The sequence below is a fragment of the Natronococcus occultus SP4 genome (genome assembly GCF_000328685.1).
In the GTDB taxonomy this organism is placed as follows: Archaea; Halobacteriota; Halobacteria; order Halobacteriales; family Natrialbaceae; genus Natronococcus; species Natronococcus occultus.
Genome location: NC_019974.1, coordinates 3,199,995 through 3,223,510, shown reverse-complemented (window position 1 = coordinate 3,223,510; position 23,516 = coordinate 3,199,995). Strand labels below are relative to the sequence as shown.

General features: G+C 65.9%; 20 protein-coding genes. 9 read left to right on the top strand and 11 right to left on the bottom strand.

Going from position 1 to position 23,516, the window contains the following annotated elements:
- Positions 1–47: 47 nt before the first annotated feature.
- The 3 genes from NATOC_RS15775 to NATOC_RS15765 all read left to right on the top strand — a co-directional run bounded on the left by NATOC_RS15775 (position 48) and on the right by NATOC_RS15765 (position 3,687).
- Positions 48–251 carry a hypothetical protein gene (locus NATOC_RS15775; protein WP_015322477.1) on the top strand — a complete coding sequence of 68 codons (204 nt, stop codon included), beginning with the start codon at positions 48–50 and terminating at the stop codon, positions 249–251.
- 297 nt (positions 252–548) lie between these two features.
- Entirely contained in the window at positions 549–1,730 is a 1,182-nt protein-coding gene (locus NATOC_RS15770; RefSeq protein ID WP_015322476.1) for a tryptophan--tRNA ligase, read from the top strand.
- A 73-nt stretch (positions 1,731–1,803) separates the two neighbouring features.
- Positions 1,804–3,687 (top strand): transposase, encoded by a 1,884-nt coding sequence (locus NATOC_RS15765; protein ID WP_015322475.1) that lies wholly within the window; start codon positions 1,804–1,806, stop codon positions 3,685–3,687.
- A 243-nt stretch (positions 3,688–3,930) separates the two neighbouring features.
- Here the strand turns inward: NATOC_RS15765 and NATOC_RS15760 are convergent, their stop codons facing one another.
- Positions 3,931–4,482 (bottom strand): hypothetical protein, encoded by a 552-nt coding sequence (locus tag NATOC_RS15760; protein WP_049888812.1) that lies wholly within the window; start codon positions 4,480–4,482, stop codon positions 3,931–3,933.
- Between the two features lie 375 nt (positions 4,483–4,857).
- Between NATOC_RS15760 and NATOC_RS15755 the strand changes: the two genes are divergently transcribed.
- Genes NATOC_RS15755 through NATOC_RS15745 form a run of 3 tightly spaced genes read left to right on the top strand, consistent with a single transcriptional unit; the run spans position 4,858 to position 8,346 of the window.
- A complete protein-coding gene (locus NATOC_RS15755; RefSeq protein WP_245549659.1) occupies positions 4,858–6,288 on the top strand; it encodes a sugar transferase in 1,431 nt (476 codons plus the stop codon).
- A complete protein-coding gene (locus NATOC_RS15750; protein WP_015322473.1) occupies positions 6,288–7,220 on the top strand; it encodes an NAD-dependent epimerase/dehydratase family protein in 933 nt (310 codons plus the stop codon). Before NATOC_RS15755 ends, NATOC_RS15750 begins: the two co-directional genes overlap by 1 nt.
- A 43-nt stretch (positions 7,221–7,263) precedes the next feature.
- Positions 7,264–8,346, top strand: a complete 1,083-nt coding sequence (locus NATOC_RS15745; RefSeq protein ID WP_083866646.1) for a glycosyltransferase family 4 protein — start codon at positions 7,264–7,266, stop codon at positions 8,344–8,346.
- A gap of 18 nt (positions 8,347–8,364) precedes the next feature.
- Here NATOC_RS15745 and NATOC_RS15740 read toward each other — a convergent pair whose 3' ends face one another.
- The 3 genes from NATOC_RS15740 to NATOC_RS15730 are packed head-to-tail and all read right to left on the bottom strand — an operon-like array spanning position 8,365 to position 11,222.
- Entirely contained in the window at positions 8,365–9,072 is a 708-nt protein-coding gene (locus tag NATOC_RS15740) for an AAA family ATPase (protein ID WP_015322472.1), read from the bottom strand.
- Between the two features lie 53 nt (positions 9,073–9,125).
- Positions 9,126–10,220 carry a glycosyltransferase gene (locus NATOC_RS15735; protein ID WP_015322471.1) on the bottom strand — a complete coding sequence of 365 codons (1,095 nt, stop codon included), beginning with the start codon at positions 10,218–10,220 and terminating at the stop codon, positions 9,126–9,128.
- Between the two features lie 45 nt (positions 10,221–10,265).
- Complete coding sequence (locus NATOC_RS15730; protein WP_015322470.1) at positions 10,266–11,222, bottom strand: glycosyltransferase family 2 protein; 957 nt, start codon at positions 11,220–11,222, stop codon at positions 10,266–10,268.
- Positions 11,223–11,361: 139 nt separating this feature from the next.
- On the opposite strand from NATOC_RS15730, the gene NATOC_RS15725 reads away from it, so the two are divergent.
- A complete protein-coding gene (locus NATOC_RS15725; RefSeq protein ID WP_049888949.1) occupies positions 11,362–12,039 on the top strand; it encodes a hypothetical protein in 678 nt (225 codons plus the stop codon).
- Positions 12,040–12,082: 43 nt separating this feature from the next.
- Here the strand turns inward: NATOC_RS15725 and NATOC_RS15720 are convergent, their stop codons facing one another.
- From NATOC_RS15720 to NATOC_RS15710, 3 genes are all read right to left on the bottom strand, one after another.
- Positions 12,083–13,546, bottom strand: a complete 1,464-nt coding sequence (locus tag NATOC_RS15720) for a flippase (RefSeq protein WP_015322468.1) — start codon at positions 13,544–13,546, stop codon at positions 12,083–12,085.
- Positions 13,547–13,579: 33 nt separating this feature from the next.
- Positions 13,580–14,788, bottom strand: a complete 1,209-nt coding sequence (locus NATOC_RS15715) for an O-antigen ligase family protein (RefSeq protein WP_015322467.1) — start codon at positions 14,786–14,788, stop codon at positions 13,580–13,582.
- Between the two features lie 91 nt (positions 14,789–14,879).
- Complete coding sequence (locus tag NATOC_RS15710) at positions 14,880–15,866, bottom strand: SDR family oxidoreductase (protein ID WP_015322466.1); 987 nt, start codon at positions 15,864–15,866, stop codon at positions 14,880–14,882.
- A gap of 217 nt (positions 15,867–16,083) precedes the next feature.
- Here NATOC_RS15710 and NATOC_RS15705 point away from each other — a divergent pair, with 217 nt between their 5' ends.
- Positions 16,084–17,511 carry an O-antigen ligase family protein gene (locus NATOC_RS15705; RefSeq protein WP_015322465.1) on the top strand — a complete coding sequence of 476 codons (1,428 nt, stop codon included), beginning with the start codon at positions 16,084–16,086 and terminating at the stop codon, positions 17,509–17,511.
- Positions 17,512–17,543: 32 nt separating this feature from the next.
- On the opposite strand, the gene NATOC_RS15700 is transcribed toward NATOC_RS15705, so the two are convergent.
- The 4 genes from NATOC_RS15700 to aglF form a co-directional block, all read right to left on the bottom strand.
- Complete coding sequence (locus NATOC_RS15700; protein WP_015322464.1) at positions 17,544–18,263, bottom strand: phosphatase PAP2 family protein; 720 nt, start codon at positions 18,261–18,263, stop codon at positions 17,544–17,546.
- 180 nt (positions 18,264–18,443) lie between these two features.
- The gene (locus NATOC_RS15695; RefSeq protein WP_015322463.1) at positions 18,444–19,193 is read right to left on the bottom strand and encodes a hypothetical protein; all 750 of its coding nucleotides are present in this window, start codon (positions 19,191–19,193) and stop codon (positions 18,444–18,446) included.
- Between the two features lie 28 nt (positions 19,194–19,221).
- Entirely contained in the window at positions 19,222–21,027 is a 1,806-nt protein-coding gene (locus tag NATOC_RS15690; protein ID WP_015322462.1) for an ABC transporter ATP-binding protein, read from the bottom strand.
- A gap of 73 nt (positions 21,028–21,100) precedes the next feature.
- Positions 21,101–21,838 (bottom strand): UTP--glucose-1-phosphate uridylyltransferase AglF, encoded by a 738-nt coding sequence (aglF, locus tag NATOC_RS15685; RefSeq protein ID WP_015322461.1) that lies wholly within the window; start codon positions 21,836–21,838, stop codon positions 21,101–21,103.
- Positions 21,839–22,034: 196 nt separating this feature from the next.
- On the opposite strand from aglF, the gene NATOC_RS15680 reads away from it, so the two are divergent.
- A complete protein-coding gene (locus NATOC_RS15680) occupies positions 22,035–23,483 on the top strand; it encodes an O-antigen ligase family protein (RefSeq protein ID WP_015322460.1) in 1,449 nt (482 codons plus the stop codon).
- Positions 23,484–23,516: the final 33 nt, after the last annotated feature.

Sequence of the window (23,516 nt, the reverse complement as noted above, 5' to 3'; positions counted from 1 at the left end):
AGTTCGCAGCCAGTATCACTTTGGTGCTTGTCGTCGAGCCACACGGTATGGATACGGACCTGCTGATCGAACTCGTCCCCCACTACGTCGCGATGCTGGTACTTGTGTTTCTCGTCCTCGGAATCCTGCGAGCCGTCGCCGGCGACCTCGGGTTCTGGGTCGAACTCGCGATCATCTTCGTCGTCGTTTTTCTGTATCGCCCGGCAGTTCAGCTGCTGGACGTCGCTCCGAGTGCGTGGGAGCGCCAGTAGTCGCCGACGCCGTCGCTGACGTCGACCGCCAGAAGACAGGCACGTCAAGAATAATCGGTTGGACTGGTTTGCTGATTGCGAGACAAGTAGAGGAACAGAACCTATAAGGGGAGCAATCTCGTCGATGTCAATATGGTGTCCACTTCCCACGCCAATTGCTGGCGTTGGCACGCGTTTCGGGAAGTGGACAGTATCGCGGTTTAGGGTCGGACGGGCTTAACCCGGCAGATTCGACCGCGATGCTCACTCGCTTTCTCAATCGCATCGTCTCCAAGTGACTACAACCATCAAACACATATGCCAGCAGAAGACGACTTCACCGTAACGCCATACGCCGTCGAAGGCGACATCGACTACGACCGACTCCTCGACAAGTTCGGGGCTGATGCCCTCACTGCCGAACAGAAGGCGAAGTTTCCCGACCCCAGCCATCCGCTCGTGCGCCGTGACGTGTTCTATGCAGAGCGAGATGTAGACCCATTCCTTGATGCCGCCAACGAAGGTAAACCACACTCCATCGTGACGGGACGAGGCCCCTCAGGGCCGATGCACATCGGTCACATCTTCCCGTTCTACTTCGCTAAGTATCTGCAAGACCAGACGGGAACTCTCGTCTACATCCCCTTCTCCGACGACGAGAAGTACTTCCTAAAAGACAAATCGCTGGGCGAGATTAGCGACTACACCCGCGAGAACCTCCTTGACCTTCTCGCGGTTGGGTTCGACCCCGAGCGAACCCGAATCATCGTAGACACGGCTGACGCTGACGTGGTGTATCCTTTAGCAACTGCGTTTGCCAAGGAAGTGACGCAATCGACCGTGGATGCAACATATGGAGAGCCCGAGAATATCGGTCTCTCGTTCTACCCTGCTGTCCAAGCCACACACCTCCTCTTACCACAACTTGTGGAGGGTCGCCATCCGACGCTCGTCCCGATTGCGGTTGACCAAGACCCCCACGTTCGAGTCTGCCGTGACATCGCGGCCAAGCAACGGTATGACGTGGCCAAGCCCGGTGCCTTGCTCTCAAAGTTCCTCCCGAGCCTCGAAGGGCCGGGGAAGATGAGTTCGTCCGACGACGCACCGAGCATCCTCCTTTCAGATGACCGGGAGACGGTCTTCGGCAAAATCCGTACTCACGCTTACTCTGGTGGACAGACTAGTCTCAAAGAACATCGAGAACAGGGAGGGAATCCCGAGGTGGATGTCTCGTATCAGTTCTTGTACTACTTCTTTGAAGAAAGTGATGAGCAGGTGGAACGGCTTGCACGCGAGTATCAACAAGGGTCGCTCCTGAGTGGTGAACTCAAAGAGATGGCGGCAGAGAATATTGCGAACTTCCTCGAAGCACATCAAGAACGTCGTAGGGCACTCGGCCCGCTCGAAGAAGAGTTGGAACAGTACCGCCTGACAGAGAGCGAGCGGCAGGATGCGCGGCGACGGACAGGATACCCCGACAATTCTCTGGTTCAGCAATAGACGCACCCACAGGAGCCTTCCACCTCGAAAATATCCAAGATTATATATAATCCATTTCTCGTGCTACCCAGTAGTGTCGGTTACTCAACCTACTGAATCACCGTTCGACCATGACAGGTACTTCACGTTCACCGTCAGCGGCGAGACCTACGATGGGAGTATCCACTTCCTCACCCAGTACGACGAGAAGCCCGATTTCGTCGAAGTCCTACGAAATGCCTTCTTCCGCGACGAAACTTACGGTGATGCCCGTGCGGACTGGCATCGGAATACTACGTCGTTTTACGCGTGGGTGAAGGCTCATATGCTCCGGCTCGCGTGGGACTGCCGCGAAGGGTTCCTCCGCTACTTCCTCCACTCATTCCCCAACATTTGCCGTGACCTTGGCTTTCCCGTCGCGCACAACCGCGACACGAGCGGAGCGCCGAGTCAGTCGCGGCTCTGGGAGATGTGGAACAAGGAGTTCACCGACGTACAGCGCGAATTTGTGCGGACGGCCACCGAGGAAGCCCTTGACTTTGCCCGCGAACAAGGCATTCCCGCCCCCGACCCTGTGTTTCGGCCCGAGGAACGCGACATCTCCTCGAAGCGGAGCGAACAGCGACTCGTCGCAGAGAAGACCAAGGAGGTCTGGCAACAGGCCAAACCGTTCGTTACGGACACATTCTACCTGAAGCGGGCTGACAACAGCGTAATCCACGAGAACGCGTTCTGGGAACAGCACGCCTACATGGGGATGCGCGAGAACATGTACGCTCAGAGCGGCCAGCACTCCTTTTATATCGACACCCAGCGCGACCGCACCCCGAGTGCGTCGAACCACCGCTACCAGATTGGGAAACTCACCGTTGAGGAGACGCGCTCGATGCTCCACGAGACCACCCGGATGCTCATCGCCCGCGCTCGGCACAACGCCGAACTTGTCGGCAAACTCTGGGCCGCCATCGACATCACGAAAGGCAACCCGTGGACGGGCAAAATCGAGCGCGACGGGGACAACAACATTACGGAGGACTGGATTCTCGGCTACAAAGACGGCGAAGTGTACTATCAGTGGGCCACCATCCAGATTGTTGGCTACGACATTCCGCTCGTGCTGGACGCGGTTCCGGTCAAGCGTGGGATGAAGCGAGCCGACATTGTGGACCGTCTGCTGGAGAACGCACTTGACCTCGTGGATGACATCGAACTCGTGATGATGGACAGAGAGTTCGATAGCGAAGGCGTGAAAGACGCCTGTGACAGGCACGAGGTCTGCTACCTGAACGGCGCACGGAAGTACGAGTCAGAGAAGGCAACGTGTACACGGCTCCATCGTTCTGGGAAGACGATTCACATCGAGGAAGAATCTGTCTCAAGCGGCCCGACTCGCAAACGGATGTACCTCCCGTCCAGTGCTGAAGACGGCTTTGAGGCCGAGGACGAGGAAAAAGACGAGAATGAGGAGAGGTCAGACATCCGTGAGGAGATGCTTGAAGACCTCGCTGACCTCGGTATCGAACTGGATGAGGAGGATGCCTCGCACGGATTCAGCGCCCTTACGGAGGAACTTCGAGAGGAGGAGGCGAACGAGCCGACCGTGGGGTGCAAGGAGGATTCACAGGCGTACGCGCTGTTCGAGACCAACCATCCCAGCGTGACGCTGAATGAGGATGATAGCGAGGTAGAGCGCATCCACATGGTCGAACGGATGGTTCGTCGCTACCGCCACCGTTGGGGCATCGAGAACGGCTACAAGCAAATCAAGACGTTCCGTGTCCGCACGACGAGCAAGCGCCACACGTATCGGTTCTTCAACTTCGTGTTCGCGTGCGTACTGTACAACGTCTGGCGGCTCGTGGATTTGCTGGTGAAACTCGCTATCGAAGGCGAGAATGCGACGTACGCACCGCGTGTAGATGCGAACCAGTTCTTGACGGTGGCGAAGAAATACTACGGTCTCGACCCGCCGGACTAACGTCGTCGGCGGTCAGGTGTCCGCTGACCACTGAGCGGCGGCGCTGTCCTGCGTTCCTTATTTTCGGCTGATTGGTGTCTGTTTCCGAACCATCGCCCTTAGCGCCTTCTCACGATATTTTATTACAGAATAGATATGACGCAAGGAAACTCGGTTCAACCGATTATTTGGTCACATGCCTGCCTTCTAGACCGCGTATTTGTATCGTCGAATACGATTCATCGAAGCGGTTCCAGCGCGTTCTCAGAGTACCGAGACGGTTGCGGCGATTCGATCGAGGAGTTCCGACTCTGAGAGTTCACCCTCGTCGTAGGCGACGATCCACTCCGACTCGATGTAAAACGTTGCGAGTTCGCTACCCCCGTGTTGGACGTCCCACTCGACGGTCGACACCGTTTCGGCGAACTCCTCGGTGTCGTCGATCGCATTGACGAACTCCCCGCCAGCTTCTGCGAGTTCGTCCTCCAGAGCCTCCTGATCGAGGGTGTTCGCCGCCATCCGGACGGTGACCGTCTCGTCGTCGTGGTCGATCTCCTCGACGGTCAGCTCCTCGTTGTCGATGTCGAACGCCTCGGCGTCGAAGCCCGGAATTCGCTCCTCCGAGTCAGGCTCGTCGTCCTCGTCGTCGACTTCGGGCAACTCGTCGTCAACCGCCTCGTCGTCCATCCCGTTCTCGACGGCGTCCGCCGTCCCGTCGTCCGCGTCGTCCTCGCTGTCGGTCTCGAGACTTCCGCATCCCGCGACGGTCGTCGCGAGGACGGTCCCGGTGCCGGCAAGGAGCGTCCGTCGGTCCATGCTGGTGCCTTTGGTCGGTAGCGTGGTTAGTAATAGTCACATAAGCGAGAAACGGTACGTTGTGTTCGCCGAAACAGCGTCTACCCGACCGATACCGGATCGTTCTGGCTCGATAGCGAGCAGCCGATCGGAGCCGAGCACAACGTCGGCACACCTCGCTAACGCCGCGGTCGCCTCGACCGGTCACGGGCGCCGACCCCATCTCCGACCGTTAGAAACGACATAATTAGACTGACAGATAAGGGAAATTTACCATCTATAGAAAATCCTGAATGTGCTGTAATACTATCCTACATCGTCTCACAAGCTTTAATATGATGTCTGAGGGAGTGAACATGTTGAATGTTACTAGGTTGGGAGTACCGACGCGCTGCAGTGGCAGGGACGCTGCTGCTCGCACTCGCGGCGGGGCTCGCCGCGAGCGTCCCGACCGAGGCATCGCCAACGTTCGGCGAGCAACTGCTCGCTGCGGTGCTTATCGCCGGCGTCGTCAGCGTCGCGTTGACGCCGCTGTACGTCTCCCGGCCGCGCTCGGTACCGACGCTCCTCGCCGCCACCTGGCAACAGCTCTGTCTCGCCGCGCTCGTTCTGATCGGGCTCGCCGTCGTCGGTCTCGCCACCGCTCCGGCGATCCCGACGACGCTGCTCACAGGACTCCTGCTTTCGATCGCGCTTCCGGCCTGGTACGGCCTCTGTCGGCGCCAGCGCGACCCGAAACGGGTCCTCGTCGTCGGGGACGATCCGACGCTGATCGCGTCCTCGATCCTCTCGCTTCCCGCCACGCCGCTTGGGTTTCTCTCACCGGTGCTGACCGAACGATCTATCGAAATGTCGTATCCCGGCGATTCGACCACCCACGACGGCGAACGGGTCGTTTCGACCGACGGCGGAACCGCGACCGAAGGTCGCGTCACTCGTCTCGATATGATCGCCGGCGCCGAACGCCTCGGCGGTCTCTCGCGGCTCGAACGAACCCTCCAGGAGCGTGACGTCGATACCGTCGTTGTCGCGTTCGCTCACGGCGATCGCGAGGAGTGTTTCGGCGTTCTCCGGACCTGCCGGGAACACGGCGTCGACGCGCTCGCTCACGACTCGCTTTCCGATCGCGTCCTCGCGTCCGAGGACGTCGGCGACTCGTTGCTGCGGGTCGAGCTCCAGCCGTGGCCCTGGTACGGGCGGCTCGCAAAACGGGCGTTCGATCTGGTCTTCGCGACGGTCGGGCTGGTCGTGCTCTCGCCGGTGGTCGTACTGGTCGCGGTCGCGATCAAACTCGACTCTCCGGGACCGGTCCTGTACAATCAGACCCGAACGGGAACCCTCGGCGGGAGTTTTACGGTTTCGAAGTTCCGGAGCATGAGTACTGACGCCGAGGACGACGGCGCCCAGCTCAGCGACGAGGACGCCGGCGGCGTCGACCCCCGGGTCACGAGCGTCGGACGGGTGCTCCGGAAGACTCACCTCGACGAGATCCCCCAGCTGTTTTCGATCCTCAGCGGGGAGATGAGCGTCGTCGGTCCACGGCCCGAACGACCCCAGATCGACCGCGAGATCGAAGCCGACGGCATCGACTGGACGAAGCGCTGGTTCGTCAAACCCGGGCTGACCGGGATCGCCCAGATCAACGACGTCACCGGGTTCGAGCCCGAAAAGAAACTCGAACACGACCTCGAGTACGTCCGTCGGCAGTCGCTGTGGCTCGACGTGAAACTCGTCGTCGTCCAGATCTGGTCGGTCGCGGTCGACGTCGCCGACCTCTTCTCTGAACGATTAAATAACGAGGGCGACGAGGACTCGAGTAGGAGCTAATGTCAGGGCAGATACCGGAGCCGCCGAGAGGAGAGACGATTCTGGTGACGGGTGGAGCGGGGTTCATCGGGAGCCACCTCGTAGACGTCCTCACCGACGAGAACGACGTTCGGGTCCTCGACAACCTCTCGAGCGGTCGCCGCGAGCGGCTCCCGGATGGCGTGACCCTCTTCGAGGGGGATCTCCGCGACGGCGACACCGTCGGGCGCGCGACGGCCGACGTCGATCTGATCTTTCACGAGGCCGCGCTCGTCAGCGTCGAGGAGTCGGTCGCCGCGCCGGTCGAGAGCCACTCGGTCAACGTCGACGGGACGCTGGCGCTGCTCGAGCGGGCCCGTGCCGAGGACGCCCGCGTCGTGCTGGCCTCGAGCGCGGCGATCTACGGCCATCCCGAGTACGTCCCCATCGACGAAACGCATCCGACGGCGCCGTCCTCGCCGTACGGCCTCGAGAAGGTAACTATCGACGAGTACGCCCGGCTCTACCACGAGCTGTACGGGCTCGAAACGGTCGTTCTGCGGTACTTCAACGTCTACGGCCCCCGACAGGTCGGCGGCGACTACAGCGCCGTCATCAGTGTCTTCCTCGAGCAGGCCCGGTCCGGGGACCCGATTACGGTCGACGGCGACGGGACCCAGACCCGCGACTTCGTCCACGTCTCGGACGTCGTGCAGGCGAACCTGCTGGCGGCGACAACCGACGCCGTCGGCGAGTCGTTCAACGTCGGAACCGGCTCGTCGGTAACGATCCGGGAGCTCGCCGAGACGATCCGGACGGTCGTCGGCTCGGACGCCGAGATCGTCCACGGCGACCCACGACCCGGCGATATCGATCGCAGCCGGGCCGCGATCGAGAAGGCCCGAACGGAACTCGGCTACGAACCGACCGTCCCTCTCGAAGCGGGGCTCGAAACGCTCGCGCACAACGGCTGAGGCTGCTCAGATGGTGCCCGAACTACCGGAGACCGATCGGCCGATGCGAATCCTGCGGATCGCACAGAAGGCGTACCCGGACGTCAACGGTGGCGGTGCCTACCACGTCCACGCGATGAGCCGGGATCAGGCAGCGATGGGCCACGACGTGACGGTAGCGACGGTTCGGCGCGATCCGGACACACCCCACGTCGAACGCCGCAGCGGGTACACCGTCGTTCGCTACGAGCCGACGGTCAGCCCGCTCGGAAACGAGCTCTCGACGGGACTCGCCCGGTACCTGCTCGAGGCGGACGGGTTCGACGTCGTTCACGCCCACTCACATCTGTACTTCTCGACGAACCTGGCGGCGCTCAAACGGCGACTCGGCGGAGCGCCGCTCGCGATTACGAACCACGGGCTCTACTCCCAGACTGCGCCCGAATGGCTGTTCGAGTGGTATCTACGGACCCTCGGTCGATGGACGTTCAACCGGGCCGACCTCGCGTTCTGTTACACCGACGTCGACAAACGCCGACTTCGCGAGTTCGGCGTCCGAGCACCGATCAAGGTCGTCCCCAACGGGATCGACACCGAACGGTTCGGATCACAGGGCCCCGAAAGCGAGGACGTCGACGCCGATGGGCCGACGCTGTTGTTCGTCGGGCGACTGGTCGAGGGGAAACGACCGCAGGACGCCGTCGCGGCCGTCGAACGGGTCCGCGAGACGCACCCGGACGCGACGCTGTACGTCTGCGGCGAGGGACCGTTGCGGGACGCCCTGGAGGACCGGGCCGACGAGGGGGTCGTGTTTCTCGGCCACCGTCCCTACCGGGAGATGCCCCGGATCTACCGGTCGGCCGACGTCCTCGTCCTGCCGAGTCGCACCGAGGGCGTCCCGCGGACGGTACTCGAGGCCAGGGCCGCAGGCGTTCGCGTCGTCTGCTCGGCCCTCGAGCAGGTCGCCGACGTCGTCGACGACGCCGGCACGACCGTCCCGGTCGGCGACGTCGACGGGTTCGCGGCGGCGATTCGCGATCAGCTCTCCCAACCGATGCGCCACGACGGCGGGACCCTCGAGCCGGCCTACGACTGGCGGACGACCGTCGAATCGACGACGCGGGCGCTGCGGTCGCTACGGGAGTGAAGGCACGGTCCAACCCGGTTACTGCAGCGATCGGACGCGCTCGCGAACGGCCGCGACGCTCTCCGCGAGATCCGATCGGGAGTCGTTCGCCACGCGGAGCGTCTCGACGGCCGGGCGGTCGGCGACGGTTTCGAGGAGCGTCCGTTCGACTCGTCGCTCGAGTGCGACCGCCGCGGCGATCTCGTCGGGATCGACCCGCGTGTCGCCGTCCGATCGGGTGGCGATCCGTTCGCGGGCCGTCTCCGGCTCGACGTCGACGAGGACGACTAGCGCAGGCCCCGACCGTGAGAGCGCCTCGACGGCCAGTTCGACGAGTGCTCCGATCCGGTCCCGCGTGGCGGCGAGCCCGACCGACCAGGTCGCCTGGAGCAGCCCCTGGTCGAGCACTCGCAGCTCCCCAGGCGGTCGCGAGCCGACCACGCCGTCGACGTACAGCCAGTTGAACGCCAGCTTCCCCAGTCCGCGACGCGACGGCTGCTCGGTGGCCGCGATCAGTCGCGCGGCCTCGAGGGCCCGTCGCGGACGGCGGGCGACGGCGTCGGCGGCATAGCGTCCCTTCTTCCGGTACCGCGCCGCCGTCGAGACCTCGTGGGCCAGCTCGTAGGTCGGCTCGGTCACCGTCCGCGTCGCCGTCAGGCGCTCGCTCGCCCGACGGGCAATCGTCGACTTGCCGGCGCCCGGGACGCCGAAGAACTCTACGGTCGCACCGTCGTCAGCCCCCGTCACGGCCGACTAGTTTCCGCTCCGGCCGAAAGCGGTTCCGGTCTACGCCGCGTCGGCTACGCCTCGAGCAGCGCCGCGTACAGCTCGCGGTAGGCCTGGGCGGTTCTCTCGATCGGGAACTCGCTCCGGGCGCGCTCGGCCGCGCGCCGTCCCGCCTTGAGGCGACGGCGATCGTCAACGAGCAGCCGCTCCAGCTGTGCCGCGAACGCGTCGACGTCGGTCGGCGGAACGAAGGCGCCGGCGTCGCCGACGACCTCGTGGAGCACGGGCAGGTCGCTGACGACGACCGGCAGCTCGCAGGCCATCGCCTCGACGAGGGCGACGCAAAACCCCTCCGACAGCGACGGCTGCACGTAGACGTCGCTGGCCGCCAGGATCCGGTAGACGTCCTCGCGGTCCACGAACCCCGTGAACTCGACGCGGTCCCGGACGCCCAGCGAGGACGCCAGTGCCTCGAGCTCCTCGCGGAGGGGGCCGTCCCCGACGATCGTCAGTCGCGCGTCGGGCGCCTCGCCGGCGACCGCCGCGAACGCCCGGACGAGCGTCGCCTGGTTTTTCGTCTCGCTCAGCCGGCCGACCGTCGCGATCCGTCGCCCGTCGATCGCGTAGGGGGTCGTCGCCTCCGCGAGGACGCGGTCGATGCGGTCGGTGTCGATCCCGTTGTAGATGACGGAACACTGGTCGTCGGCCAGCCCGACTCGCTCGATCCGGTACAGCGACGCGAGGGTTCGCTCGGAGTTGGCCACGACGCGGTCCGCGCGCGGGAGCGTCGCCGCGTTGACCAGTACCTGCGGGAGCGAGTAGTGGTGCTCGTGGTCGGCGTGCTCGGTGTCGACGATCGGCGTCCCGCGGGGCGCGAGCAGCCGGGCCAGCGAGCCGACGAAGTTGTGGTGGGTGTGGAGGACGTCGTACGATCGCCGCTGGAGGACCCACCGGAGGTGCCGGATCGCGCTCGGATCGAACCGCGAGGACGCACCCAGCGGGACGAGTTCGACCGCGGAGTCGGGCGCCATCGCGGTCTCCGCGACCGAGGCGTCGTAGTAGGAGACGATCGTCACCTCGAGGTCGTCGATCGCCGCCAGCGCCTCGGCGAGCTCGAAGGAGAAGGTCGTCGCGCTGACGTGGGTGAGGACCGCGAGGACGCGAGGCATACGACTCGAGACGTTTCCGATCGGCGACCTAAAGGCTTCGGTCGGTCACGCGCCGGCGACGCCGTCGATCCGCTCCCGGTAGTCGAACGCGTCGGGGCCCCGTTTCGACCGCAGGTACCGCGTTGCGGTGATCGCCGACCGCACCACCGACGGGTGCGTGTACGACAGCGCCAGCAGCGCCGCCCGGCGTTTCGTTGGCTCCGTCGAGAGCGCCGCCCGGAGCGCGTTGCGGGCCTCGCCAAGTTCGCCGTACTCGAGGTACGCCCGCCCCGCGCGCTCGGCGATGGCGGCCGTCGCAGGCTCCCAGTACCCTTGCTCGCGGATCAGCGCCTCGTGTTTCTCGAGGACGGCTCGGTAGTCCCGCGTCACGGCCGTCGGCGAACTGGACATGCTCTCATGGGCGGTCCGAAAGCAGAGGTGGTCGCGAACGGCGCCGACCCGCCAGCGCTGGCAGAGCCTGATGTAGAGATCCCAGTCCTGTTTCGTCGGGAGCTCCTCGTCGAACCCGCCCAGCTCCTCGAGGACGTCCGTTCGGACGAGGACCCGCGACGGCGAGCCGATCAGGTTCTTCCGCAGGATCGGATCCGAGAGGTCGCCGCTCGGTGCGTCGCGCTCGACGTGGATCACCTCCCCATCGGGAGTCACCGACACCGAGAGGCAGGTGACCAGCCCGGGTCGGTCGGCGTCCTCGATGCGTTCGAGCTGGCGCTCGATCTTGGTCTCGTGCCAGCGGTCGTCGTCGTCGAGGAAGGCGACGTACTCCCCGCTCGCGCGTTCGATCCCGGTGTTGCGCGCCGCGGAGAGCCCCCGGTTCTCGTCGTGTTCGACGCAGACGACCCGATTCGGGAACGTCGCGACGGTCTCCCGGGCGTAGTCCCGCTCGGAGCCGTCGTCGACGACGACGACCTCGAGGTCCTCACACGTCTGGGCCAGCGCGGTCCGCACGGCGTCCTCGAGGAAGCCCGGGCGCTCGTAGGTCGGGATCACGACGCTGACGCGCATACAGGGACGATTTTCCTCTCGGTACTTACGTATTGCTTCCGCGAGGGTCGTAGACTCCGCCGGGCTGAGACCGACGCCGATCACCGAAAGCTATGTGCTCGGGGTCGCTACTCGAACCGTAATCGCCCTCCGATTTCCCGTGATCGACAGGAACCTCCTCCGGCTGAAGGTCAGGGACGCACTCCCGCGGTCAGTTACGGGACCGACCCTGCCGCCGTTTCCGATCTGTCGGGTCGACCCCGACGCGATCGAGCGCTACGTCGAGTACGCGGTGTTGAAAAAGTACAGGTGCGCTGGGCGGGTGAAGGACGGATCGTGGGATCTGCGGGCAAAACCGCTCGCCGAGAGCCCCAAGTACCGGCTGCTCCGGGGGTACCACGAGGGGGAGATCGACGCGGCCGAGCTAACCTACGAGCGCCTGCGTGAGCACGGCTACCCCGAGCGCGAGGCCGAGTTCTACGCCGACTACGGCTACGGCGCCTACCTCGACGAGCTGTTCGAATCGATACGAGAACGGGGCGTCGAGCCAGCCGTCGGTGACGGCGGAACCGAACGCACCCACGACAGGTACGACCAGGTGGCGATCAACGTCGACCGCGACGGGGCGCTCGTGTTCAACTCCTGTGGCTTCCACCGGCTCGTGATCGCCCAGCTGGTCGGGCTCGAGGCGATCCCGGTGCGGATCAACGCGGTTCACGAGCGGTGGTGGCGAGCCCGCAGCGAGTCGCCGACCCCCGTCGACGACCACCCGGAGCTGACCGCCGTCGGACGGCTCCCGATCCGCTGGCGGGACGTCCTCGGGGTCGCGCGGGACTGATCGCCGGGGCGGCGGTCGTAGTCGAGTCCGGGACGTCGACGGTTCAGAGGGGAATCGCCGACCGCAGCTGTCCTTTCTCGACCAGTCCGACCGAGACCGTCGCGCCGAGCCAGACCGTCGTCCCGAGCGCGACGACCGCGACCAGCGAGAGCACCCCCTCGATCGCGGCGGCGAACGGCACCACGGCGAGGGCCATGACGACCGTGACGGCGGCGACCTTGCCACAGCGACGGCTGATCCTCCGCCAGTCCAGCGCCAGCTCGCGGTCGATCAGGTAGACGTTCACCGCGACGTAGGCGGCGTACGTTCCAGCCGTCGAGAGCGCGGCGCCCGCGATCCCGATCGTCGGGATGAGCGCGAGGTTCAACAGGAGGTTCGCGACCGCCGTCGCCCCCTTCGCGTACGCGCGGTGCTTCGCCAGCCCGAGGTAGTCGAGTCCGCCGCTCGTTACGTAGGACACCGCCTGGACGACCAGGTAGATCGTCAGGATCTGCAGGACGATCGCCCCGCCGGCGTACTCGGCGCCGAACAGCAGCGTGAGCGTCGGCTCGGCGACGATCGCCAGCCCGACCGCCGCTGGCACGTAGAAGGCGAGGACGCCCGTCAGGGCCTCGACGTAGAGTCGGGACGCGGTCTCGAGGTTCCCCCGCTGGAGCTGCTCGCTGTACCGCGGGGAGATCGCGAACCCCAGCGAGTTCGCGGGCGACTTGAGAAACGTCGTGAGCTGTTTGGCGACGACGTAGTAACTGACCGCAAGCGGCGTCAGAAAGGCCCCGATGAGGACGATGTCGACGCGTTTGATGATCGTGCTCCCGTTCTCGGTCAGCGTGATCGGCACCGCGTACTCGGCGACCCGACGGCGGAGCCCGTCCTCGATCTCGGAGCGGGCGATACTCGCGTACCGACGGTAGAGGACGACCGCGAACAGCGCCGCCCCAAGGACCGAGGCAACGACGTAGCCGACCAGCGCGCCGACTGCGCCGAAGCCCGCCAGGACGAGGGCGACGGCGACAACGGGGCGGACGAGCGCCTCGACGAGCGCGACGGCGGCGGCCAGCTCGATCTCCTTGAACCCCTGACAGAGGTTCCGCCCGGAGTTGACGAGACCGTGGCCCGCGACGTACAGCGCGCCGACGAGCAACAGCGGCTCGAGCCCGGGTTCGCCAAGCAGCGCCGCGATCGGCTCACGGGCGACGACCAGCGTGAGGGTCACGACGCCGAGGGTGGCCGCCAGCGCGACCGTGGTGGTCTCGACGACGTGGGGGATCTGTCCGGTATCGCCCTCCTCGTACTCCGTGATATACCGGGCGGCGGACTTGCCCAGTCCGAGCCGACCGACCACTGCGGCGATCGAGAAAATCGAGATCGCCAGGTAGAGCAGCCCGTACTCGTCGGGCTGGAGAAGCCGGGCGAGGACGACCACCAGAAGTCCGCCGGAGAGGTTCGTCACCAGCCGGGAGGCGACGTCGGCCGTCAGTCCGGACCGAATCTTCGCGGCCAGAGACATTCAGGAACGCAATCCGGGCAGTCGAGAATAAGGCTACTGGTTCGGATTCGCGGGGCGGTCGTCGCGCTCGCTCTCGACTGCGTTCGGGAGCGGGATCGTCCGTCGTTCTGAGGCCTCGACCAGCGCGAGCCCGACGAACGTCGCCAGCACCAGCGACGTGGTCGAGAGCCCGCCGAGGGTAAACGACTCGGTCAGCATCTGGACGACGAGCAGCGTCATCGCCGCGAGGACGAACCCGTCCCACGGCGTTCCCGTCCGGGCCTTCGCGAGGGCGCTCCGGACCGCGCCCGCGATGACGAGGACGTACAGGCCGCCGACGAGCACGCCCGCGTTCAGAACGATGGCCACGATGGAGTTGTGCGTCGGGAGCCCGTGGTCGAACCCCGCGCCGACGAGCGGGTTCTCGGCGGCCCGCGAGAGCGCCGCGGTCCAGAACGCGACGCGCTCGCTCCCGCCCCGCTCGACCAGCAGCGTCAGGTACGACGCGCCGAGGTCGGTCTGGAAGAAGCCGACGGCGAGGACGGCGCCGGAGCCCGCGACCGCCAGTCCGAGCGTCGGTGACCGGAGGACGAGCAACACCGCCGTCGCCGCGCCGAACGCCATCAGGGCCATCGTCGCGTCGCTCAACACGAGTCCCGCGAGCGGTACCGGGAGCGTCGCCGCCCACCGGCGACGGCGGGTCTCGAGGGTCGCCCACAGCGCGCCGAGGCTCGCGACGGCGGCCGCGAACCCGAAGGCGTTGGGATTGCCGTAGATCGACGCGACCCGGAGTCCGGGGATCCCGAAGACGTTGTTCCCGGTCCAGGGGAACGCGAGCGCGGTCCCCCACTCGAGGACTAACAGGCCGACCCCGAGCAGGGTCAGCGCCGAGACGGTGCCGACGAACCCGCCGAGAAACGACCGCGGATCCGCGAGGACGATCGGCAGACAGCCGTACCACAGCGTCAGGACGACGATCGGCGTGAGGACGACGTACGCGAGAACGGAAAGCGACCCCGTGAGCGCGAACTGGCCGACCAGTCCCAGCCAGTACAGCGCCAGGACGGCGACGACGAGGCGCTCGAGGACGACCGTCTCGAGTCGGCCGTCCTCGGCGTTCCGCGCGATCCCCGCCGCGAGCAGCGCCGCCAGTATCGCCCCGGCGAGGACGTAGCCGACGGTCGATTCGAGGAGCCACGTGGTCGGCGCCGCGCCCGCGAGCACGATCGCGGCGCCGACGGCCGCCCCAGCCCGATTCACCATCGGTTCTGATCAGGGACGTCACGCTGTTAGGTTTTCGTTCACGCGATCCGAACGGTCTGCCGATCGTCGTCGCGGCGTCGCCGGGATCGACTCACGACCGCAGAACCAGCGGCTCGTACCAGTCGCGATTGGCCCGGTACCAGCGGATGAACTCCCGGACGCCCTCGCGGATGGTCGTCGAGGGATCGTACCCCAGCAGCGCCCGGGCCTTCCCGACGTCGGCGTGGGTGTGTTCGGCGTCGGCCTCGCGGGCCGCGGCGTACTCGATTTCGAGATCGGGTGCGAGTTCGTCCCGGATCAGCTCGGCGAGCGAGCGGATGTCGATGGTATCGGTGCTGCCGACGTTGAGGATCTCGCCGTCGGCCGCGTCGTCTCGCAGCAGCTGGCGGTTCACGCCGACGACGTCGTCGACGTACGTGAAATCGCGGGTCTGAGTGCCGTCGCCGTAGACGACCGGGGGCTCGCCGTTGAGACAGCGGGAGACGAAGTTGCTGATCGCCATGTTCGGACGCATGCGGGGGCCGTAGACGGTGAAGTACCGCAGCGACACCGTGGGAAGGCCGTACACCTCGTGGTAGACCCGGGCGTACTGGTCGGCAGCCAGCTTCGAGACCCCGTAGGGACTGACCGGCGTCGTCGGGTGGTTTTCGTCGTACGGGAGGTACTCCGGTTTGCCGTACACCGACGAGGAGCTGGCGAGGACGACCCGTTCGATCTCGGTCTCCCGGGCCGCGTCCAGCACGTTCAGCGTCCCGTCGACGTTGATCGCGTTCGGTTTCCGGGGATCGTCGACGCTCGTCCGAACGCCGGCCTGTGCGGCCTGGTGGTAGACGACCGCCGCGTCGCCGACCAGCTCGTCGATCAGCGCCGCGTTCCGGACGTCGCCCTCGACGAACTCGTAGCTGCCGGCGCCGTCCTCGGCGGCCGCGGCCGCGGCGTCGACGGCTCGTTGCTTGATCCCGGTGTCGTAGTAGGGGTCCAGGTTGTCGACCGCCGTCACGTCGTGGCCCGCCCGTACGAGGGACTCGGCGAGGTTTCCCCCGATGAACCCGGCGCCGCCGGTTACGAGGACGCGCATCGTTCGAGAACTGCGGGCCGAGGGTCAAAAGTGTATCCGATCCGAAACGCGTTCTCGGGCCTCTCGTTCGGAGGCCTCGCGCCGACTGATCCCCGCCCACGGGTCCGTCTTCGGGGCCGGAGCGATCACGCTCGGCCGCTCGCCGAACTCGCGAACTCCCGGATCCGGAATAGGTACCGGAATAGATATGTAATGGTCGCCACTAATTAGTCGGATAGTGAGCGCTGTCGAACGCGAGCCGGCGACGCTTTTCGATCAGGGCTGGGATCTCGACCGGCTCGTCGACGGCGTCGTCTACGCCTTGTTCGGGCTTCACCTGCTCGTCGTCTTGCTCGCGTACGCGACCGATCTGGTCGTCGCCTGGCAGGTCGCCGCCTTCGCCGTCCTGCTGAGTGCGGTGCTTGGCTGTCGGCTCGCCGCGGACGCCTACCAGGAGTTCGAACACCGCCAGGCAGCCGTCCTCTCGGTGCTCGGAATCTCCTTTGTCGTCCTTGGAATCCTGTATCAGAGCAGCTCTCCGGGGCTCGGTCTCGGACCGAACCGACTGCTCGCGCTCGCGGTCGTGTTCGGCTCCCTGCTTACCTTCCTGCTTGTCGTCAGCGACGCGAGGGGGTACACGGTCGGCCAGTGGGCCGCCGTCGGCTGCTTCGCGGTGCTGACAGCGCTGTATTTCGTCCACACCCTCGAGTACGATCCCTCGAGCACGCAGTCGCGCTGGCCGATCTGGGCTGCGGTCGTGCTGGGAACGAACCTCTTCGTTATCCCGCGGTTCGTTCCGTCGCGGATCTTCCTCTGGATCCTTCCGCGGCTCGCGACGGTCGTCGTTATGCTTGGCCTCGGAACGTACGTCGTTGGCGAGTACTCGCTGTGGATCTTCGAGGTCCGCCAGTGGTCGGGGACACCGTCGGTGCCGCTCGTCGACACCGATATCACGACGATCCAGTCGATCTTCCCGAACCCCAACTCCTTCGGTCTGGTGGCGTTTGCCGGATTCGTCGGCGCCATCGTCGAACTCCATCGCTCGGCGCTGGCGCGCCGTCCGCTGGAGATCGCTCTGGCGGTCTTGCTCGCGGCGATCTGTGCCGTCGGCGTCTTTCTCTCGAACGCTCGCGCGGCGATGCTGGCCTCCGTGGTCGTACTCACGATCTACGTCGCCTACGCCCTCGGCGGCCGCCTCGCCGCGCCCGTCGCGTCGGTCGCGGCGCTGTTTGGCGTCGCCGGACTGCTCGTCGCGATGTATCTCGACATTATCGGGATCACGACCTCCGGCCGGTTCGAGCTCTGGTCAGCGAGCCTCAGCGCCGTTCGGGACGGACCGTTGCTGTTCGGCCACGGTAGCGGCCCGGCGAACCTCGTCATCGAGCCCTACCTCGAGGGAGAGACGGCGCCGTTACCCCACAACGCCTACCTCACGGTACTCCTCCAGACCGGACTCGTCGGCGGGATCGCCTACCTCGGAGTCGTCGGCGGGAGCATCGTCGCCGGAATGCTCGACTTCGAGCGAGCCGACGGCGCGATGCTCGCGTTTACCGTCGGCTGGGCGGTCCACAAGTTCTTCGAGTCCTACACCCTCTTCGAGTGGTCGATCGGTGCGGTCCTGGCGAGCCTGACGATCGGTTACCTTCTGTTCGGAACCGGAGAGTGATCTGATAACGGCCGTTTTCACCGCCGTGACCGTCACACGAGCCGAGCGTACGTCTCGAGGACGCGCCGACGAACCGGCTGGCGCTCGAGGACCCACCACCCCGCCGACGCGCCGGCGGTTCCGGCGGCCGCGAGGACGGCCCGATCGTTCGCGCCCGCGAGAACGAGCGCCGCGAGTGCGATCACCAGCGCGGCGAGAAACACCCGTTTCGGATCGCCACGCGTCAGCCGGCTAACGGCGACGAGGTACGTGACGCCGAAGGCCACCGAGGCGACGACGTCGACGAGATAGTGGACCCCGAGCGCGAGTCGGGAGAGGGCGACGACGGCGACGATCGCGCCGGCGAGACCGTACCGGACCGACCGTCGGCCGACGGAGAGCCACGCCGCGACCGCTCCCCAGAAGACCGTGGCTGCCATCGTGTGTCCGCTCGGGAAGCCGAACTCGCTGGCCGAGATCGCGTGGTACTCGGCGGGCGGGCGCGGAAGCGCGAACACCGACTCCAGCGCGACGACGAGCGCGAGTCCGCCGAAGACGGTCGCGACGAGGACGGCAGTTCGGTCCGAACACAGCGAGTCGGCGTCGGGATTCGCCCGGCGAAGCGTCGCGCCGACGTCGAGGAGATACCACAGCGCCAGCGCGGGGACGACGACCACGAGGTCGCCCAGCAGCGTGGTCGCGGCGAAGGCGTCCAGCGACCACTCGGGAACGGCCGTCCGAATCGTCTCCATCACGCCGAGGCTGCGGCTCATCGATCCGCGCCCCACTTACCGCGTGCGTTCGGGCGACACGGGCCCGTTCGGAGTCCCCACATGCAGCGTCCGTACGGAGAACCTGCCAGCTCTGGCCCAAAAGGGTATCGTCCTCGTGTCGCTGGGCGGGAGCCGACGTCGCGACGTCGGCACCGTACCGGCCGTCGTGGCACACCGTCACTACTGCGATGGGGCGGCCAGCGCTCGCTCGACGCTTTCGACCGCCTCCTCGAGACGCCCCTCATTCGAGACCGTGACGACGGTTATCCCGTCGGTCGCCTCGGCAGCCTCGACGACCCGCGCGCAGGCGTCCTCGTGGCGCTGCTGGGCGTCGTCCATCGCCGCGACCGCGTGTCGGTCCGCGAGGGTCTTCTCCCGGTCACGCTGGCGACGGAGACAGACCTCCCGTGGTGCAGTGACGTGGACGAGCGTCTCGGGGGTCGGCACGCACTCGAAGTACGCCGGAAGCGAGAACGCCTCGCCGCCCCGCCACAGCACCGCGACGGCGCCCATCATGAACCCCTCGTCCATACAGAACCGCTCGTCGGGTCCGACCGTCTCGACGCCCAGCTGGTACCGCTCCGCGGCGTTTTTGAGCACGGTCGGGCCCGCGTCGGGTTCCGTGGTCGCCACGCGGTGAGCGTTCCACATCGCGGCCGGAAACGACGGGTTCTCGACGACGAACTCGTCGAGCAGCCGGGCCCGGAGCGGATGCTGCAGGGACACCGTCTCGAGGACGGAGCGAAGACCCGAGGGAAGCAGCCGGTAGGCGAGCCGTCGCCACCCGCAGAGTTGCTCGCGAGCCAGCCGCTCGATGGCGTCGGCGTAGATCCCGCCGTAGTACCGGGGCGCCGCCGTCAGCTCCCTGTGGACGGTCGACTTCCCCGCTCCCGGTGGACCGAGAAACTCGACGTGTGTGTGCTCGGGCATAGGTGTTCGGCGTCGTCCTCGCGAACGGTTACCGCTGGGACTGGATCGAGTACAGCTCCGCGTACTGTCCGTCCCGGTCAATCAACTCACCGTGTCGGCCCGCCTCGACGACCTCACCGTCCGAGAGCGTGTAGATCCGATCGGCGTTCTCGACGGTCGAGAGCCGGTGGGCGATCGCGATCATCGCGTAATCTCGGTCCATCCCCTCGATCGCCGCCTGGACCTCCTGTTCGAGACTCGAGTCCAGATCGCTGGTCGCCTCGTCCAGGATCAACAGCTCGGTGTCCTCGAGTAACGCCCGGGCGAGCGAGACGCGCTGTTTCTGGCCGCCCGACAGCCGGGTCCCGTCGTCTCCGAGGACGGTGTCGTACCCGTTCGGAAGCTCGTCGATGAACTCGTCGACCTTCGCGATCGAACACGCGCGGTCGATCTCGGCCCGGGAAACGTCCCGGTTGCCGATCGTGAGGTTGTACCGCAGTGTGTCGTTGAAGATGAACGGATCCTGCCGGACGATCGAGATCCGGTCGCGCCACTCGTCGACGTCCATCTCGGCGATCGGGACGCCGTTGGCACGAATCTCGCCGCGATCGATCTCGTAGAGGCGGGCCAGCAGCGAGACGATCGTCGACTTTCCGGCGCCGGACTGACCGACAAAGGCGACGAACTCGCCGTTCTCGACCTCGAAGCTGATCCCGTCGAGGACGCGCTCGTCGCCGTCGTAGGAGAACTCGACGTCGTCGAACTCGACGTGATCGACCGCGTCGGGGACCGCCCGCGTCGGCTCGTTGACTTCCTCGCGGCCCTCGAGGTCGTCGATGAACTGCTGGGTTCGAACGAGGTGGGGGAGATCGTTCTCGACCTTGTAGTAGTACTCGTTGAGCGCGCTGACCTTGGGGCCGAGTTGCATCATTGCAAAGAGGAACACGCCGAGCGCGCCGATCGACAGATCGGCGAAGGTGAGCGCGAGATAGATGAGGACGAACACCGAGACGGCGACGCCGAGATTGTAGAAGTTGTTGATCGCCGCCTCGTTGCGCCGGAGCTTGATTCGGGCGGTCGTGTACTGGTCGACGGCCGAGAGGAAGTTCCCGCGCAGCTCGTTGGCGAGCCCGAAGATCCGCACGTCACGGATCCCCTGGGTGCCGGCTTGGGCGGCCTCCTGGCGGCGCTCGTTGGCGTCCGCGACCTCGTCGCCGAGGTCGTAGCCGCCCTCGAGGACGCCGCGTAACAGCACCGTCAGCCCGCCGAGGATGGCGATTGCGATCAGTGTCAGCGTCGGCGCCATCACCAGCGCGATAACGAGGTAGGCAAGCGAGAGAAACAGCTGCTCGAGGACCTTGATCACACGCCGGATCACCCGTCCCGCGTAGTAGGTCTGGGTGACGATCGCGTTGAGAATGTCGTCGGAACCCTCCTCGTCGAAGTACTTGACCTCCGCGTCGAGGGCGTTGTCGAACGCCCGCACCTGCAGATCCCGGATGTAGTAGGTCCGCAGTGCCTCGCGGAACCAGCCGACCAGGAAGCTCGCGGTGTAGCGAACGGTCATCACGGCCGCGACGCCGGTCACCACGAACCCGAGGGTGAACGGGATGCCGAGCGTCTCGTAGACGAGGACGAACGCCTCCATCAGCCCGTCGGCCTCCGCGGCCGGATCGTCGGTCTGGACGATCTCGATGATCGGGAGAATGAAGCTCAGCCCGATCCCCTCGAGAACCGCGGCGAGCAACCCGAGACCGACGATCAGGGTCGTAAACTTCGGACTGAACCGAGCGACGTCTAACAGTGCGTCGAGTTTGTCACGCCGAGAGATATGCTCGGCATCGTCAGCAGACATATCGGAAGTAGTAGCGTATCGCCTGTGGAGTCGTATAGTCCCATCGGATCCGTACGACGGCGTTTCGGCGGCCTCAGTTCGAGCCCGCTTCGGCCGGAACCTTCTCCTGAAGACGCTCCTCGGCCCGGTCGCGGTCCTCGGGGTAGCCGACGTCGATCCGCCACCCGTCGAGGCCGATCGCGTCGATCGTCCGCCCCGACTGGATAAGCAAGTCGACCGCGTCGCTGATCTCGTACTCGCCCCGATCGGAGGGCTGGACGAGATGACAGGCGTGGAAGATCGCGGGCGTGAACGTGTAGAACCCGGTCATCACGAGGTTCGAGGGCGGGTCGTCGGGCTTCTCGACGACGTCGGTAATCTCGCCGTAGGCGTTCGTATCGCAGACGCCGTATCTGGAGGCCTCGTCCCAGGGGACTTCCTCGACGAGGAAGGCCGCGTCCGCGCGCTCCTCTTGCTGACGGCGAACGACGTCCTCGAGGTTCGCCTCGAAGATGTTGTCGCCCAGAATCAGCATGAAGTCGTCGTTGATATGTTCCTCTACACACAGCAAGGCGTGGGCGAGCCCCTTCTGCTCGCGCTGGTGGGCGTAGGTGATCGGCACCCCGCGGTACTCGTCGCCGTAGTGGTCGATGATCTTCTCCTTGAGGTAGCCGACCACGATGACGAACTCGCTTGCGCCAAGCTCGACGAGACGATCGAGACAGTGGGTGATGATCGGTTTCTCGTCGACCTCGACGAGTCCCTTCGGCTTGTCCTCGGTTAGCGGACGGAGTCGCGTCCCCTCTCCGGCCGCGAGTACGACGGCTTGCATTGACACTAAATGGTAACTCTCTCGTTACAATAACGTTCTGGTCCGTAACGGTATCGATCCGGAACGGTCTCCGGACCGGTTCGTGCGTCGATCCGCGCCGCGGCCCGATTCCCCAGATTTCCGCCACAGAGCCGCGTACGGTGGCTCGTGGGCGAACAGGACAGATATTTATTGCTCACTTCGAATCCTTAGCCCAGTGAGTACCGCTGAACGGGATCCGACGACGGCACTCGCCGAACGGATCGGCGGCGAACGTATCGGACACGGCGTGATCTACGGACTGGTCGCCCTCTATCTGCTCCTCGTCGTCGTCGCCCACACGACTGGGGCCGTCCTGGCGTGGCAGCTCTCCGTCGCCGCGGTCGTCCTCGGAGCGATCCTCGGGATCCGCCTCGCCGTCAACGCCGTCCGGGAGCGTCGTCCCCGACAGGCCGCGATCCGTTCGGCCCTCGGCGTCGTCGTTGCCGTTGCCATCGTCGGGCTGCTCTATCAGACCAGCTCGCCGGGGTTCGGACCGGGTTCGAGCCGCGTCCTCGCGATCGTTCTCGCGGTCGCACTCGTCCTCGCGTACGTTCTGGTCGTCAGCGACGTCAGGCAGTTTACCGCCGTCCAGTGGGTCGCGGTCGGCTGTTTTGCGGTGCTGACGGCGCTGTATCTCGCCCACACCCTCGCGTTCGTCCCCTCGAGTACGCAGTCGCGCTGGCCCGTCTGGGCCGCTGTGGTGATGGGGACCAGCCTCGTCGTGATCCCCCGGCTCCTTCCCGAGCGCGTGTTTCTTTGGTTCCTGTCCGGACTCGCCGCGGTCGTCGTGGTGCTTGGCCTCCCGACCTATCTCGTCGGCGACTACACGCTGTGGCTCTTCGACGTCGGCCGGTACACCGCGTCCTCGCCGAGCGTTCCGGGGTTCGATCCGGACATCCTGACGCTCCAGTCGATCTTCCCGAACCCGAACGGGCTCGGGCTGCTGTCGTTTGCCGGGTTCGTCGCCGCGGTCGTCGAGACACACCGACTGGCCGTCGCCCGACGACCGCTCGGCGCGAGCGCGGCCAGCGTCCTCGCGGTCGTCTGCGGGCTCGGTCTCTTCCTCTCGAACGCCCGCGCGGCGATGCTGGCCGCCGCGGTCGCCACCGCCATCTATGGCGCCTTCGCGGTCGGCGGGCGCGACGCCGTTCCGATCGCGGTCGGCGCGTCCGTCCTCGCGGTTGTCGGCGTCCTCGGGGCGATGGCCGCCGGCGCCGTCGGCATCTCCGCGTCCGGGCGCTTCGAGCTGTGGGCTGCGAGCCTCCACGCCGTCCAGGACGGCCCGCTGTTGTTCGGCCACGGCAGCGGTCCGGCCAGTACCGTCATCGAACCCTATCTTCCCGGTGAGGGGGCGCCGACGCCGCACAATTCCTATCTCACGGTGCTCGTCCAGACCGGTCTCGTGGGTGCGCTCGCCTACATCGGGCTCGTCTCCGGAAGCGTCGCGGCCGCGACGCTGGACTACTCACGGATCGACATCGGAATGCTCGCGCTCGCCGTCGGCTGGGCGATCCACCAGTTCTTCGAGTCCTACACGCTGTTCGACTGGTCGGTCGGCGCGGTGCTCGCGACCGTCGCGATCGGCTACCTGCTGTTCGGAGAACGGACGGAGCCGCCCCGATAGCCGCCGCCGGTGGACGCGACGTCCGGGTTTCGC

Excerpts from the sequence above, each read along its gene's own strand:
- aglF (WP_015322461.1), bottom strand. The coding sequence starts at position 21,838 with ATGCAAGCCGTCGTACTCGCGGCCGGAGAGGGGACGCGACTCCGTCCG.
- NATOC_RS15730 (WP_015322470.1), bottom strand. The coding sequence starts at position 11,222 with ATGCGCGTCAGCGTCGTGATCCCGACCTACGAGCGCCCGGGCTTCCTC.
- NATOC_RS15695 (WP_015322463.1), bottom strand. The coding sequence starts at position 19,193 with ATGCCCGAGCACACACACGTCGAGTTTCTCGGTCCACCGGGAGCGGGG.
- NATOC_RS15770 (WP_015322476.1), top strand. The coding sequence starts at position 549 with ATGCCAGCAGAAGACGACTTCACCGTAACGCCATACGCCGTCGAAGGC.
- NATOC_RS15775 (WP_015322477.1), top strand. The coding sequence starts at position 48 with ATGGATACGGACCTGCTGATCGAACTCGTCCCCCACTACGTCGCGATG.
- NATOC_RS15715 (WP_015322467.1), bottom strand. The coding sequence starts at position 14,788 with ATGGTGAATCGGGCTGGGGCGGCCGTCGGCGCCGCGATCGTGCTCGCG.
- NATOC_RS15750 (WP_015322473.1), top strand. The coding sequence starts at position 6,288 with ATGTCAGGGCAGATACCGGAGCCGCCGAGAGGAGAGACGATTCTGGTG.
- NATOC_RS15690 (WP_015322462.1), bottom strand. The coding sequence starts at position 21,027 with ATGTCTGCTGACGATGCCGAGCATATCTCTCGGCGTGACAAACTCGAC.
- NATOC_RS15745 (WP_083866646.1), top strand. The coding sequence starts at position 7,264 with ATGCGAATCCTGCGGATCGCACAGAAGGCGTACCCGGACGTCAACGGT.
- NATOC_RS15710 (WP_015322466.1), bottom strand. The coding sequence starts at position 15,866 with ATGCGCGTCCTCGTAACCGGCGGCGCCGGGTTCATCGGGGGAAACCTC.
- NATOC_RS15700 (WP_015322464.1), bottom strand. The coding sequence starts at position 18,263 with ATGAGCCGCAGCCTCGGCGTGATGGAGACGATTCGGACGGCCGTTCCC.
- NATOC_RS15735 (WP_015322471.1), bottom strand. The coding sequence starts at position 10,220 with ATGCCTCGCGTCCTCGCGGTCCTCACCCACGTCAGCGCGACGACCTTC.
- NATOC_RS15720 (WP_015322468.1), bottom strand. The coding sequence starts at position 13,546 with ATGTCTCTGGCCGCGAAGATTCGGTCCGGACTGACGGCCGACGTCGCC.
- NATOC_RS15760 (WP_049888812.1), bottom strand. The coding sequence starts at position 4,482 with ATGGACCGACGGACGCTCCTTGCCGGCACCGGGACCGTCCTCGCGACG.